This is a genomic window from Bacteroidota bacterium, from assembly GCA_018266835.1.
Lineage (GTDB): Bacteria > Bacteroidota > Ignavibacteria > Tepidaquicellales > Tepidaquicellaceae > JAFDZO01.
Genome location: JAFDZP010000005.1, coordinates 370,944 through 386,400 on the forward strand (window position 1 = coordinate 370,944; position 15,457 = coordinate 386,400).

At 36.8% G+C, this 15,457-nt stretch carries 8 protein-coding genes; 1 reads left to right on the forward strand and 7 read right to left on the reverse strand.

The genetic code is table 11. From position 1 onward, the window contains the following. Positions 1–217: 217 nt before the first annotated feature. The 5 genes from JST55_14365 to JST55_14385 form a co-directional block, all read right to left on the reverse strand. Positions 218–1,132 (reverse strand): PorV/PorQ family protein, encoded by a 915-nt coding sequence (locus JST55_14365; GenBank protein MBS1494695.1) that lies wholly within the window; start codon positions 1,130–1,132, stop codon positions 218–220. Next, positions 1,129–5,364: an LruC domain-containing protein gene (locus tag JST55_14370; protein MBS1494696.1), complete on the reverse strand. Its 4,236-nt coding sequence runs from the start codon at positions 5,362–5,364 to the stop codon at positions 1,129–1,131. Before JST55_14370 ends, JST55_14365 begins: the two co-directional genes overlap by 4 nt. A gap of 1,293 nt (positions 5,365–6,657) precedes the next feature. After that, on the reverse strand, positions 6,658–8,877 hold the full coding sequence (locus tag JST55_14375) for a T9SS type A sorting domain-containing protein (GenBank protein ID MBS1494697.1): 2,220 nt from the start codon (positions 8,875–8,877) through the stop codon (positions 6,658–6,660). A 468-nt stretch (positions 8,878–9,345) separates the two neighbouring features. Then, positions 9,346–10,734, reverse strand: a complete 1,389-nt coding sequence (locus tag JST55_14380) for a sigma-54-dependent Fis family transcriptional regulator (protein MBS1494698.1) — start codon at positions 10,732–10,734, stop codon at positions 9,346–9,348. A 358-nt stretch (positions 10,735–11,092) separates the two neighbouring features. Beyond that, a complete protein-coding gene (locus tag JST55_14385) occupies positions 11,093–11,605 on the reverse strand; it encodes a hypothetical protein (GenBank protein MBS1494699.1) in 513 nt (170 codons plus the stop codon). Positions 11,606–11,969: 364 nt separating this feature from the next. On the opposite strand from JST55_14385, the gene JST55_14390 reads away from it, so the two are divergent. Next, positions 11,970–13,106 carry a hypothetical protein gene (locus JST55_14390; protein MBS1494700.1) on the forward strand — a complete coding sequence of 379 codons (1,137 nt, stop codon included), beginning with the start codon at positions 11,970–11,972 and terminating at the stop codon, positions 13,104–13,106. 354 nt (positions 13,107–13,460) lie between these two features. On the opposite strand, the gene JST55_14395 is transcribed toward JST55_14390, so the two are convergent. Next, positions 13,461–14,810 (reverse strand): pentapeptide repeat-containing protein, encoded by a 1,350-nt coding sequence (locus JST55_14395; GenBank protein MBS1494701.1) that lies wholly within the window; start codon positions 14,808–14,810, stop codon positions 13,461–13,463. Between the two features lie 55 nt (positions 14,811–14,865). Continuing rightward, the gene (locus JST55_14400) at positions 14,866–15,456 is read right to left on the reverse strand and encodes a hypothetical protein (protein MBS1494702.1); all 591 of its coding nucleotides are present in this window, start codon (positions 15,454–15,456) and stop codon (positions 14,866–14,868) included. Position 15,457 lies beyond the last annotated feature (1 nt).

Below are 15,457 nucleotides of genomic sequence, written 5' to 3' on the forward strand. Positions count from 1 at the left end.
GGGTCAGGCTCTCTTTTGTAAGGAAGGGAAACGTTATGATGCAAAATTCTCAACTACAATTTACTAGTTTCATAACCCCCTCCTCCCGCTAAAGCGGGACTTGATAACTGATAGTTTTCAAGGAGGAGTTGGAGGTGGTTAAAAAAAAAGCCCGCAGGAAAACTTCCCCGCGGGCTTTAGCGTTATTATTTATTAGTAAATGAGAACTACTACTACTTTATTTTAAACTGATTACAAATCCGAATTTATTAACTCCGCCTAAATCTTTATTCACGTTGTAACTGTAATCCAGATGTACGTCCATATAATTTATACCTACTCCGAATGAAGGCGAGGTCGAAACAGAATTATATCCGCCTCTCAATGAAATTATATCTTTGTAAACATTGTACTCTGCGCCTGCGGTGAACTGAACGCTCTTATCAAATGTGTAATTCATTTCAGGAGAAATTGTGAGAGCAGGAATTACCTTATAAGCTACACCCAATTTTATTTTTCCGGGATATGAATCCGAACGCGAGCCAAGACTTATTTTCGGAGCAACAACATCCTGCAATACAAGTCCTGCTGAAAACTGTTCGTTCAGCTTTGCAAGTACACCTAAATCTGCGCCGAAACCGGTTGCGCTTGCATCTGCAAGTGTATGGCTGATGAGCTTTAAGTTAGCGCCGACTCTTACGTTATCCGTTACAAGTCTTGAGTAAGATAAATAAAATGCTGTCTCGTTATCTGAGAAGTATGTTCCGTCTCCGCCTGTTAAGCTTGTTACATTCGGGATATCAGATACCTTTGAGTAAATTACTCCGAGTCCAAAAGTTCCTGCCTGAAAGCCTTTCGATACTCCAAAGTTACCGTAGTTTACTCCGTTCATATTGCCATATAGATTTGAATACATTCCCATGAACTGCAGTTTTGTATTGCTGCTCAAGCCTGCAGGATTGTAGAATATCGATGACACATCATTGGCAATTGCAGTGAATGTGTTGCTCATTGCAGATGCTCTTGCGCCGTATCCGTTCTTAAGAAAAGCCCCCGCTTCTCCTCCTTCGCCCGTTTGAGCGAAGGAATTTTTTACTGTAGCCAGTGCTACTATTGCTGCTATTATTGGTATGATAAATATTATTTTTCTCATCTTAAAACTCCTATTTTAGAATATTTAGTGTATTCGACGCCGCTGATAGTAGCTTTTACTATGTAGTAGTATGCGCCGTTGGCAACATCTTTGCTCTTATCATTTTTTAAGTTCCATGTAGTCTCATAATAATTTCCGTTGCGTATGAAGTCAGATTTACTGAAAGTCTTTACAAGCTCGCCGCCAAGATCGAAGACAGTAATTTTTATGTCATCAATAACTGCAGGAAGTTCAGCTCTGAATAAAGTTGTTTCAGTTCTTACAGGATTTGGATAGTTAAACACTGCACCTAAATCCGTAACTGTTGTAACTGTCCCTTCAACTCCGTCGAATCTAGAGTTGCCTAAATCTTTTCCGAGTGACTGCCATTGGATTTCTGTTCCGCTGCCTGTACCCGGGAGTTCAAATGATTTAATTGTTTTATCGAATGAAGGCACTACCATATCCATTACTCCGTTGCCGTCTATATCCCCTATCGCAGATGAAGAAACTATCCACGATTTATATTGTGAGAATAACATCGTTGAGTTTGCATCCATGTTGCCTGTTTTATCGAGTACGTAAACTGCTCCGTTCATTGCTCCGTATGTGACTTCCTGATATCCGTCATTATTTACATCGGCAACTACCGGTGATGAATTAATTTCAGAGACTGATTTGAATTCCCAGTTCAATGAAAGTGCTTCGTTAGCGTTTACATTAAATATTCTTCCGTCTGTGCTTGCAATAATTATTTCTCTTGTTCCGTCTGCATTTAAGTCAGCAATTACCGGTGAAGAAATGAATCCGTCTGCAAGTTTTGACTGAGCGTAAACAGTTCCGTTCGTATTCAAGATGTAAAGCGAACCGCTTGCGCTTGCTGCTACAATTTTATAAGATGTTGTGTTTAATTTTGAAATTATCGGTGAAGAGTAAATCATTCCGTCAAGCTTTACAGGGAAACCTGCTAACTGTGTTCCGTTTGTTTTTACTACGTTCACTGTGCTGTCTGATGTTCCGATTACAATTTCTTTTTTACCGTCGCCGTCAATATCACCGACTGCAGGTGAAGGAACAATTAAAAGATTTCCGAATGCATCAACTGTATTCTGTAATTTTACAGGGAAGCCTGATTTTATAAATCCGTCCATTCCGTAAACATAAAGCTTTCCGTTACCTGCAAACACAACTATTTCTTTATTACCGTCACCGTATAAATCAGTTATTATAGGTGATGATTTTATCGGAGTGTTTAAGAGTACCGGGAATCCGCTTAATGCTGTTCCGTTTTGATTTACTGCGTAAAGCTTTCCGTTATCTGTTCCGAATACTATTACTTTCGTTCCGTCTGATTTTTTATCTACTGCTGCTGTTGAACGGATAATTCCGCCTGTGTTTATCGGGAAGCCGCTAATTTGTGTTCCGTCTGATTTGAATGCATAGAAGTTATTATCTAATCCTCCGATAAGAACTTCAGCTTTGTTATCACCATCAAGATCAACTAATTTCGGTGATGCAAAGAATTTAGATACTGTATCCTGCAATGTAATTCTTGCAAGTCCCTGATTCATCGGTTCAATTCTGTTTTGTGAAGTCACTGCAAATAAAGGATTATCAGTAACAACATTTCTTCCTCTCCATACTTTGCTTGTATCAGGTGTTGTGTACCAGTTTGCATTTGTTGATTTACCTGATAAGATGTAATTATCAAAGTTTGGATATGCAAACCATATTGCTGTGTTCGGTCCTTCAAGCGGCCATTTGTAATCGAACGGAAGCTTGTATGATAAATCTAAATAGTATCCGTAAAGCGGCAATCCTGAGATTGCGCTGTTATCAACGTTCTGTGTATTGCCTGCGTTTCCGACAAGTGATGCAATGTGAATTTCGTTTCCGATTTCTGTTAAGATAAACGGATCTGAAATAGATGCATTGAATGCGCTGAGTGAGTTTGATGTATTGTTTACTGTGATACTCAATGTTGCAGTATAGCCTTTTACATTACCCGGCTGGTTTTCACTTGTGTTTGTATTGAAGAAGCCTGATTTCGGTGGTAATGCCTGCTTTGTTGAAGGGAACACTGTTACTGTTCCTGAATTATTAAATGCTCTGTTTGTAAAACCAAGTCCGCTCTGAACAACTCCATTAGAATCTTTAACTGTTAATGTTGCAGTCCATGAACCTGTTATATTAAGTTTGTGCTTGAATGCATGGTCGAATGATGAACCTCTTGCAAGCGCTTCGTAATTAAGTGTAATTGTTTTAATTTTTAAGTTTGCATCTGCAAGCACGTTTGCATTTACTGATGTTACAAAGTCGTTTACATCCCAGTCATTCCAGCTTGAGTTTTTCAAGTCTTCGTATGCAAGAATATATTTCTCTAATATTCCGTTAGGGTTTGCATTTACTACGTTTGTTACTGCTGTGTTCTGTGTTATGATTGTATCGTTACCGACTTTACCGTGGCATGTTGTTGTAACCGGTATGTTTGTATTATTAGGAATGTAGCTGCCATCATGATACAACGAATCTGTTCTTAATTTTACTTTTACTTTTATAGAGTCACCGTGGTTGAACTGATAATCTTTCCATCTAATAATATCATCATTTCCTGAATGAACTCTTTCACCTTCACCTAAATCACCATGATTGGAAGAAAGATTCGATGACTCATAATGAAGTCCGTCAGGAATCTTTACTTCTGTTTTTGTATTTGTCATTGTAGAACCTGAACGATTTGTACATGATGTTGTAATAGAAACTGTATCGCGTGAGTGTAATGTAGTCTGCGGAATGTTTGTATTAACTGTCATAGCTGCTGCAAGTACGCTTGTAGCATAGCACATCCAGTTATCATTCCAGTTTGCAAACGCTGCTACAACAGGCTGCGTAGCCGTAATTTTTAAGTAAGGTTTTCTTCCGCCTGATTTCATTGCATCAAACTTTGCCTGGCCGACTTTAAAATCAATGTATCTTCCTGCTGCAATGTTTATCGTTGTATCTATAAATGTTCCTGTTGCTGCATCCTGAACTCTTACTGTTGTTCCCGGATAATAAGCAGATAGAAATACGTGCGAGAATAAACCGCCATCACTTATTTGTGAGAACTTTTTATTTGAGAATGGATCAACGCAATTGCTTTCAAGTCCGGGAGGTCCTAAATAAATTACGAAATTTTTTCCTGCGCCGTCTCCGTTCTCTGATGAAGTGTAGGAATACATATCTGCCGTTCCTGAACCTGTTCCTGTTTCAAGCCAGTTAGCTTCAAACAAAGAAACTTTACCGTGATTTGTATATGCTCTGAATAAATTATATTTTTTTCCTGCAGGCGCAACCCAGTCTGCATTCTTTAATGTGTTTAAATTATAAACTCCGAGTGATGTCCATGTTGAACCGTTTAAGTAATCAAGATTAAGCGTTACGTTATCATTAAAACTAACCATTCTTAGTTCCTGCTCGCCTGTGTTATCCGCAGGGATTGCAAAATAAAATAAGCTGTCAACGGATGAACCTTTAATACCAGGAACAAATCCGCCGCCGTCTCTTGCATTGCCCCATAAAGAACCATACTGCATCGTAACGGGCTTTGATGACATTATTAAATAAGTTCTACCCGGAACAAGTATATCTCTTCCCGAAGTCTTAATATTAATTAAATCTTCTTTTGTATTTAAATTTGTTGAAACTACCTGTACGGGACTTGCTGTGTTCACTGTTGTAACACCTGTTGTAGTTTTTGCCACTGTAGTTATATCATATACCTGTACTAATGTTGAATCTTCGTATGCAAAAACATTTATATCTCTGTTTGTATAACCTGTAGGAGGAGAGTAAACATAAAATAATCTGCCGCGCATTGTTCCGCTATCTGATGGAACAAAGTCATGCTGCCAGTCAGAATTTGTTGACATGGATACAAGAGCAGGTTTATTTGTATTTACAAAAAAATAATCGCCGTCAGCTTTTCCGCCTGCGTCGTCATTAATCGCTCCGTCTTTAATATATCCGACATATGACTGTCCTTTATTTAAAATGCCTGACCAGGAGTCATCTATATCTCCGTCTGTGCCGTCATCAATTAATTCTACAACTGTTGAATCTGTTATTGCCGTAATGATAATACATACGTTACGTCCGTTGTTATCATTGTTGGAAGGAACGTATAACTGGAATTTCGTTCCCGCCGCTCCTGCATAAGCGATGGAAGGAATTACAATAGCTAACGCCCAAGCTAGTAAAAGTAGTTTTCTCATTTAAGTGGTTAAATTTACGTTTGAATTTATTCGTATATAATCGCCCTTTACTCAATTCCTGTGCCATTAATTTTTCTATATACAATTTGAATAAATACATATTATAACAAATTATCTCAATATTGTTGAAAAATGTGAATATAGTAATGAAACATGCGATTTTAATCAGAAAGGAGTATTAATACTTCGTAACGAAAGGATAAAAAAGGTGAGGAAAAAAATAGATAATTATAATTTATACAAAAATAAAAATGCCCCGCATTTCTGCGAGGCATTATAAAATTCTAACTCAGGTAATTTTTATTTACCGAGCTTCTTTTTTTTACGTAGACTGTTTTGTATAATTGAAAATACAATAAAACCTGTTGCGAAAAGAATAAACGCATACCAAAACCAATTTGCTTCTGAAAACATATTATTCTTATTTTAGTTTTCCCCGTATAAGTACTTACTAAGCTAAAGGTTTACTTTGTTAATATCAACACTCATATAGCAACTGATTATCACAGAGGTAGATATTTAAACAAAAATGCCCCGCTTGTGGACGAGGCAAAGTGTTAAAAAAGTAATTCTGGGATTGTTCTCTAGTTATTCTTAAAATGAGCGGAAGTCACTTTCTTTCTTTCCTTCTTCATTTTTGATTGAATAAAACTATAAATTACTACTCCAATTAATAATATTACGAACCAAAAGGCTATACTTGTGAACATAGGTTTATTTACTTATTTCCGTTTAATATAAAAGGAAGGACATCTCGTATCAACCTCAACATACAATTGTATCAGTTCGTTCAAATAGTGCAAATAAAAATGCCCATAATAAGAGACATCTTTACAATACTTTTTGATACCGCCCCCTCAGTCCCCCTCCTTATAAAGGAGGGGGAAGCCTGTGTGTTAAATTCATTTGTATAGAAATTCAGATTTTGCTATGTGAGCCCCCTCCTCCCGCCTTTGGCGGGACTTGATAACTTATAGTTTTCAAGGAGTGCTTGTCCCAGGTTGTGGGTGGTTAAATAGAAATGAACTTTTTGATACTGCCCCCTCAGTCCCCCTCCTTACAAAGGCGGGGGAAGCCTGTGTGTTAAATTCATTTGTATAGAAATTCAGATTTTGCTATGTGAGCCCCCTCCTTTTCAAGGAGGGGGTTGGGGGTGGTTGACCATTTTTATTCGTTAAACCCCCTCCCTACCCTCTCCTTCGCGGGAGAGGGAAAACAATTGGAAACAAAAATGCCCCGCATCATTGCGAGGCATTTTTTACTTCATACTTTATACTTGCTACTTTATACTATCTACTTCACCAGCACCATCTTCTTCGTTTCAATAAAATTATCTGTCTGCATCTTGCAATAATAAACTCCGCTTGGAAAGTTTTCTGCGTTCCAGTCAACCGTATATGTGCCGGGATTCATACCTTCATTTGCAAGTACATATACTTCCCTGCCGGCTCCGTCAAACACACTTATTCTTACAGCTGTTCGTGAAGCAATATCAAATTTTATTTTTGTTGTCGGGTTAAAAGGATTCGGGAAATTCTGTGACATAGCAAAATGCTCAGGCACCGTTGTTGAAATATTCTGAATTCCTATAGGAACAGTCACCGTAGCTCTCAGCTTATAAAATCCTAACGGCTGCTGCAGGAACAAAGTTTTTCTGTTATAAAAATACACGGCAAAGTTACCTACTCCCGCCAGCTCGGGCAGAAGTGTAAAATGCACACCTCTGTCATATGAAACATTTCCCCAGTTGCCTATTCCCCCGCCCCAGTTTGCATAACACAAAACATTTGGGTCGTCCTTTGCAATATCCATTCCCCATACATATTCATCAAGATTTATATGTCCCCATGTTGCGCCAAGATTTGTTGAACGCATTACTCCGCCGTCTTCCCCTTCATATCTTCCAGCATACAAAGTTGTGCTCAAAGATGAAGTCGCTATTACAGGAAGCTCGGGATGATCGCCTCCGTTTGAATCCACTACATTCCATGTTTGTCCGTAATCACTTGATCTTACAATTGTAGCATACTCAGGCGGGTTCCAGTTTCTGCCTCCGACTAAAATTATATTAGGATTGCTTTCAAGAACTCTTACATAACAGACATTTGAAAATTTGTAATTGCCAACCGGAGTCCATGATATTCCGAAGTTTGTTGTGCGGAAAATATTTGTATCCTGCAAACCGTAATAAACCGTATCGGGATGATTATAATCCTGACCGAACGGAGTTCCGTCGGAGGATCTATTGCCCGAGATGCTTACATTCCATGTATTGCCATAGTCTGTCGAACGGTAAACCCAGGCTTCAACATCACTGCTGCTATCTATAGCAACCATAAAGATATTTGTATCTTTAGATGATACGCAGAAAGAATTTGAAATTGTTCCTCTCGGAATAGGATTTCCTATTGCAGTCCATGTTTCTCCTGCATCAAGTGAGCGGTATATTCTATTGGAGTTTGTTACAAAAATTTCTTTTTTATTCCATGTGCTTTGATAAAAAACATTTCCTGATGAGGTATAAAAAGTAAGTGGAATTTTTAATTGCCACGATAAGCTTTGCGATGTGCCGGAAGGCATTAACCAGTTAATGCCCCCGTTAACAGTACGCAAAATCATGTTTGAGTTTTTGCTGATTGCCCATCCCTGAAGATTATTATAAAAATAAATTATGGATAGATCAACCCATGCAGGATTATTAAGATAAGTGAATGTCGCTCCTCCGTCAGTAGATTTTCGGATGAAGCCGCCTGTTCCCGTTGAGAAAAATTCATTGTTAGCTGTAACAGCTATACCTGTTATATCCGGCTTAGTTGTTACTTTATAGTCTATCACACTCCAGCTTGAACCGAAGTTTATTGATTTTATCACATAACCGTCATTGCAGGAAGCATAAATTGTATCACCAACAAAATCGGCAGCCAGAATATTTTTGTTAATCGGAATAGCAGATGCTATCCAGCTCGTTCCGCCGTTCGTTGTTGTAAGCAAAGTTTTGTTATTGCCGCAAACAATTCCTTTATTTGAATTAAGAAATTTTAGAGAGTTAAAATCATTTGTAACGGGAGTTGTCTGCGCCGTCCAGTTCACTCCACCATTTGTCGTTTTATAAATTTTACCTGCAGTGCATGCAGCCCAGCCTGTTGATGCATCGATGAAAAAAAGTGATTTAATGTTTTCGGCAGCGACTGTTGATGATGTAAAAGCAATTCCGAGATTTGTGCTTTTCAGCAGTGTGCCGTTATTGCCTCCGACCCAAACGTTTAAACCGTTTGCTGCTACGGAATTGTAATTCGTTGCGCCAACGGAACGGTTTGTAAACGATAATCCTCCATCTCCTGAGCGGAAGACAGCTCCGTTATCTCCGACAACAAAAAGCATTGAACCGCTGTAGCTAAGTCCGTTGAAGCCGTCTGCTTTAACAATTGAGGTGGAAAAAACTGTTATGATAAAAAAACTAAGGGTAAAAAAAATAACTGTGAGGGATGAAATAGTTTGTTTAACTGTTTTCATGGCGGTAATATTTTTAAGAGAATAAAATTTCCCAGCCCGATAGGAATAAGAAGAACGAATTGGTTTTATGCTAATGTAGTTTTAGAAAGAAGCAAGTTCAATTCAAAAGATATGGGAATTTAAAAATATCAATTTTGAGAAAATAATTGTTAATGTGAGGCGAGAAATAATACGAATGATACCGCCCCCTCAGTCCCCCTCCTTGTAAAGGAGGTGTTAGGGGTGGTTTAAAGATTGTAGCCATACTCTTAGCTCGTTAAACCCCCTCTAACTCCCCCTTGGTAAGGGGGAGAACAGTTACAGTATTAAACAAAAATGCCCCGCTTTATTAATTAATAATGAATAAAGAATAATTAATAATCATATATTTTTTATAAAAACAAAAAAGCCCTGAAGAACTATCTCCAAGGCTTTAAAATTATTCATTACTCATTATTAATTATTAATTGAGCGGAGCAAAGCGAAGCGTTACGCTCCTGCCATTACCTCATCCACATCAATTCCCAGCTTGGCGATTTTCTGTCTTAGGCTCACCGGATGGAAATTTATGCTTCTTGCAGTTGCGGCAACGTTGCCTTTATTAAGCTTTAAATGCTTTATTATAAACTTTATCTCAAAGTCCTTAATTAGTTTATTTTTATTCTCGTTATAGTCATTTGTAGAAAGAATTTCCTTGTCCTCCATCTTACCCATTATGCTGCGCGGAAGAAGGTCTGCCGTTATTGTTCCTGAGTCGCAAAGTATCGTGGCGCGCTCTGCTACGTTCTTCAGTTCACGGATATTTCCGGGCCATTGATAGTTAATAAGCAATGACTTCACTTCATTTTCAATTTTCTTTACAACTTTATCATTATTTTTTGCAAACTCAGATACAAATTTATTAAAATAGAACAATATATCTTCCGTCCTGTCCTTCAGGTCAGGTAAATGGAATTCAAACACGTTCAATCTATAAAACAAGTCCTCTCTGAACTTGCCTTCCTCAATCATCTTCTTCAGATTCTGGTTAGTTGCCGCCAGAATTCTTACGTTGGTAGAGATAATTCTTGTATCACCTACGCGGCTGAACTGCCTTTCCTGTAACACTCTTAGCAGCTTCACCTGAAGCATTGTATCAATCTCTCCAATTTCGTCTAAGAAGATTGTTCCATTATCTGCAATCTCAAAATATCCCTTGTGGTCCTTGATTGCTCCCGTAAACGAACCTTTCACGTGACCGAACAATTCGCTTTCCAAAAGCTGCTCGGGAATAGCTGCACAGTTCACAACAACAAACTGTGAATCTGCTCTGTTTGAGTTCTTATAAATATACTTTGCAAGGACTTCCTTACCAGTTCCGTTTGAACCGGTGATTAATATAGTGGAGTCTGACTTAGCGACCTTAATCGCTTCCTTCAGGATATTTTTTATTTCGGGACTTTCAGTTAAATATGTAAACTCGGGATTTTCAACTCGCTCCAATTGCTGCTTCAGCAAAATATTCTCTTTCATTAAAGCCATGCGCTCTACTCCGCGCTTGACGGATAGAAGGAGCTCCTCTTTATCAACGGGTTTTGTAAGATAATCGAATGCGCCGAGCTTAATGGATTCAACCGCTGCTCTTATAGATATAAATGCAGTGATTAATATAACAACTGAGTCAGGAGCAAACTTTATAATTTCTTTTGTAAGCTCAATACCGTTCATGCCGGGCATATTAAAGTCCGTCAGCACGATATCAAACTTAACTCTTTTAATTACATCCAATGCAGATTCACCATCGTTTGCAGTTGAGACTGAATGCCCTGCCTGCTCGAGAACGCTTTTTATAATCGTTACTGAGATAATTTCATCATCAACAACAAGAATTTTTGCCATAAGTAGTTTTAATTGTCAGTTACCGGTTAACAGATGCCGGCCGGAATTTAGTTGAATATACTTCCCCCTCCTTCAAAAAGGAGGGAGCCTTATATTTTCAAAAATAAGCAATGAAACTATGTTTAACAATTCAATTTTCCTGTTTTGCAGAAAATAAATAGTTTACACACTTAGGCAAAAAATACAAATTTCGCAGATAAATGCATTCGGCAGTAAAAATGATAGTTTAACTACTACAAACATCTAATAGTTAAATCATATTTTTATTTACTTATTGATAGAATAGCTTAATAATTAAAGAAGTGCAGATAATGAGGTTTTTTTTAATTAATTTTAAGAAACAGGGATGAATAGAATTTTATTGGATTCGATTCATAAACTCATTCACTTGTTTTCTGTTCTTTAATTCTATAATTCTTTTCTCAGCGGAGAGTTCGTTCAATAATTTTCTGATTGGCGGAGCAGTGGTCTGTTTATATTTCAGAACCCAGCTCAAAAATTTCAAATCAATTTTTTCAGGACATCCTTGAGTAATATCAGTTCTTATTTCACCGGAAAATCTTCTTTTAAATATTCCGTAAAGACATGTGAGAGTATTAAAGTTAAGAAAAATAATTGTGTCAGCTCGCTCAGCGCGGTAAGTTATTGTGCGGCGGTAGTTGCCGTCAATAATCCATTCATCTTCAGCAATAATTTTGTTTACTTTTTCAGTCATTACATTCCTGTCAATTTCTTTCCAACCAGGCAGCCAGAAAATTTTATCAAGATGATAAAGCGGAAGCTTCAGCTTATCTGCGAGCACACGAGAAAGAGTTGACTTCCCCGCTCCCGCATTTCCGATTATCATTACACGCCTCATGATTCGTTTCATTGTGGTTTTAAAAATGAATGGGTTACTCTCGTTGTGATGTTGTAAATCCCGCTTTAGCGGTGACTCCAGCTTCGCAACGGAATGTACAAAATATTTTTTGTTAACGAGAATTTCAGTGGGAAAGTTTAGGGAGGAAGATTTTTATTAGGTTAGAATAACAAATTTATTAATTATGGTATGAATCTACCAACAAAAATTAACAAAAAGTAGTGAAATTGTTTCGAAAATTAGATGATTTCTATTTTTTTTGAAAACAATTGTAAAAAACTTACCAGCAATTTGTGTTTTTTTTCTCTGCACTTGAAATGGATTCTGCATAACTTAAAACTATTTAAAATTTCAAATAAAATCGGTAAAAATCCTCATGAAACAATTAATTTTGACAATTATTTTTTTTATTACGATTACCTCTATATTATGCGGTCAAGTTACTGACGAAGATGGAAGAGTTATTTTAAATGAACGGATTAACAAAGATTCCTTACAATACTTAGCTATACACAATTTTAGAGAAAAACATTGCAACGGAATTATAGATTACTCTTATGCTAAATTTCTAGATACTGCAGATTTTTCAAGGTGCTTTTTTGCTGATTCTTTGAAATTAAGAAGAGTATGTTTTTCAAAAGGCTGCGATTTTGAATGGACCGAGTTTCACGGAGTTGCAGATTTTTGGTATACTATTTTCGATAAAACTACTTTTTTTGGAAAATGTATATTTTCTGGTACAGCTGATTTTAGATTTGCGAAGTTCAACGAAGAAGTATTTTTTGATAATGCAACTTTACCGGACACTTTAAATTTTAGTCACATAAATCACATTCAAAATGAAATTGACTTAACAGTAGCAAAAACTAAACCTAATTCCGTTTGTTATATTAATCTATTTAACTCTGACATAAGCAAAATAAAAATAGATTATAATAAGTTCAAACTATGTTTTGATGAGATTAATAAAGACAGCACCCAGGATAAATTGACAGAAGATCAAATATCCAGTGTTTATAGTTCTTTATTAGAAAAATTTAAAAGATCTGGAATGACCGAAAGTTATAAAAAGCTAGACCTTGAATTCAAAGCGTGGAAATCATGTTGCGGAAACAGCATTTTTGAGAGATTTATTAACTGTTCAGCATACCTAATTCAAAAATACTGGTGGAATTTCGGATATGAAAAATGGAGAATTTTTATTTGGGTAGCGGCATTTCTTCTAATATTCACAATCGTTACTTATGTTAAATTTGATTACTTAATGGGTAATATCTATACTATAAAGTTTATACACAATTTCCAGGAAAAATACGAAAATTTAATTACTGCACGAAAAACCTTCTACAGAATTACTTGCTCTTTCATTTATAGTTCTGTTCTTTTTTTTGGATTAAAAATAGAGTACGATGAAATAAAATTCATCAGCTTATGGACTTTTTACATTTTCTTAATTTATACAACGGGGCTAATATGTATTGCATATTTATTTAACTTTGTAATAAGTAAATAAACTCCACCCTTTTTGCATTTCTATTAAATTTCCCTATAAGTAATTTTGTATTGTAGAGAGAAAAAACAAGGAGGGATTATGAAAACGTTAAACGTTTACTCCCGACACGAAGCAGAAGAACAGGGCAAATACAAAGTATATTTCTACCTCTTCGTAATTGCCGCTATTCTTGCGTTAATAGTTGTAACAGAATTCGGAACAAAACTTTATTAAATTCACTTCTAAAAAAAGCAGCCCTCCTGCCTAAGGCAAGAGGGCTTTTTAATTTCTATCTGTTTTTTGCTGACTGCTATTTTCTTACAGGTAATTTCAAACTACTAATTGTTAATTGTTAATTGTTAATTGTTAATTGTTTCAAGGCCAGCAAGACGGAGGATTTCCATATCGGATATTTCTGAACACCGCACCTGTTCTTACTGTTTCGCACATGTCAGCGCCATCTAAAGCAACATTATCCCAGAGCGAATTACTTAAATTTGCTCCTCTGAATTGAGCCATTGGAAGTTCGGAATTAATAATTTTTGCGCCGGTGAGATCACAATTTTCAAAAAAACTAATCTGATGATGTATATCCGTAAATTCAGCATATCGCATGCGGTTGCCGTTGAATTCACATCTTAAAATTGCTGTTGAATTGTTAAGCTTAAGACTATCCATAACCGAACCTCTGAAATCTACTTTAATGAGCTGTACATTAGAAAATACCGTCCCGTTCATTTTTGTATTCTTACATGTTACATTATTTATCTCTGTGCTGTAAAATGTTGCATTGCTGAAATCAGAGTTATCCCATTTGCCGTAAAAACCTCCTGTGGAACTAAACGAAGTATATCTGAAAGCGCATGATAAAAAATTCAAATTAACGCTGCTTGCATTTGTTAATATTGCATTGCTAAAATCTGCAAATAAAAATGTGCTTTCGTTCAATATAGTTTTATCAAAACTTGCGTTTTTTAAAGAAGTGCTGCTTATATTTGAAGCATCCCACTGCACATTATCAAAACGCGCATTGTCAAAATTTACATGGTCAAAAGTTGAATTTGATAAAAACGCTCGCGTTAAATCCGCACCCTGCAAGTCTTTGAATAAAATCGTTACTCCTCTTAAATTACAGCTTGTACATTTTCTTGTAGTCAGCAATTGATTCAACTGGTCGGGGTCATATCCTCCCTGCGGAGGAGCGCCTGCTCCCGATGTAATCGCAGCAGAGTCCGGCTGAATAAATACCGGCTGGGAGTAACCGTATGCTCCGTCACTGCTTATAGTAGATGTAAGATAAAGTTTATAATTCCCTGCAGGAATACTCACTCGCGAAGTATCTCCGGGAGCGTTAAGCTGGTAAATAACTGCACCTGCTTCGTTAACCAGCCTTGCTTTGAACATTGCGCCGGCATCAAGTTTTATTCTGTGAGTTGCCGTCTCCGTGTATCTGTAAGGAATCACATCCTCACCTATTGCGCCCGTATCTTCACGTACGCTATCGGGCGGTGCGTTGAGATTCTCAAGGTCAACATATACTACTGCGCCGGGCGTTGCATAAGCTACTGCGTTTGAATTGAACTGGCTTTCTGTCAACGCTTTATACTTGCCTGTATTGATTGACGTTGAATTTACTATTGAATCACTGCATCCGGAAATCGCTGCAGTAATTATTAAGAATGAAAGTAAAGAACAATACTTGAAAAGTTTTCTTTTAAAAATCATACTGGGGTATTAATAAAATTTTTAAATTAGACTAGTTATATTTTGATAAATAAAATTAATAATGGTTTTTATTAAACATCTCAAACTGCTCAGCTGTTAAGATGTTTTGCATCTTTGCATAGAAAGCGTCATCAAGTTTTATTCTTCCTTCGTACAATTCTGTTTTATCTTTTGCTTTTGCAGATAGCTTGTTCTGTTTTGTTGTTGTGCTTACTATTAAATTATAAACTGATTTCGTCTGCTTCTTTGAAAGTCCCAAAGCATCTTTCATTTTTGCTGAGCGCCATTTTGCGCCTTCTTTTATACTCTTTTTTGTCTGAGGTTTATCAAATTTTGCATACTGGTCTGCAGTGAAAATAGTTTTTACTCCAGCAACAAAGTCAGAGTGAATCTGGTCTTTCGCAGCTTCCATATCCAAACGTGATTTGCCTGATGTCCATAATGCATTTTCTTTTTTGATAGTGGTAACAAATAAATCGTAAAGTGATTTGTACTGTGTATCGTTAAGGCCGAACTGCGCCTTCATTGATTCTGCTTTGGCAGTGGCAGTCCCGACAATTTTATCATCGCCGTCCTGCGCAAATCCTTTTACACAAGCTAACATTAATAAAAGTACAACAACTGAATAAAGTTTTAGTGTTTTCATT

Coding starts and splice junctions, on each gene's coding strand:
- JST55_14365 (MBS1494695.1), bottom strand. CDS start 1,132: ATGAGAAAAATAATATTTATCATACCAATAATAGCAGCAATAGTAGCA.
- JST55_14370 (MBS1494696.1), bottom strand. CDS start 5,364: ATGAGAAAACTACTTTTACTAGCTTGGGCGTTAGCTATTGTAATTCCT.
- JST55_14375 (MBS1494697.1), bottom strand. CDS start 8,877: ATGAAAACAGTTAAACAAACTATTTCATCCCTCACAGTTATTTTTTTT.
- JST55_14380 (MBS1494698.1), bottom strand. CDS start 10,734: ATGGCAAAAATTCTTGTTGTTGATGATGAAATTATCTCAGTAACGATT.
- JST55_14385 (MBS1494699.1), bottom strand. CDS start 11,605: ATGAAACGAATCATGAGGCGTGTAATGATAATCGGAAATGCGGGAGCG.
- JST55_14390 (MBS1494700.1), top strand. CDS start 11,970: ATGAAACAATTAATTTTGACAATTATTTTTTTTATTACGATTACCTCT.
- JST55_14395 (MBS1494701.1), bottom strand. CDS start 14,810: ATGATTTTTAAAAGAAAACTTTTCAAGTATTGTTCTTTACTTTCATTC.
- JST55_14400 (MBS1494702.1), bottom strand. CDS start 15,456: ATGAAAACACTAAAACTTTATTCAGTTGTTGTACTTTTATTAATGTTA.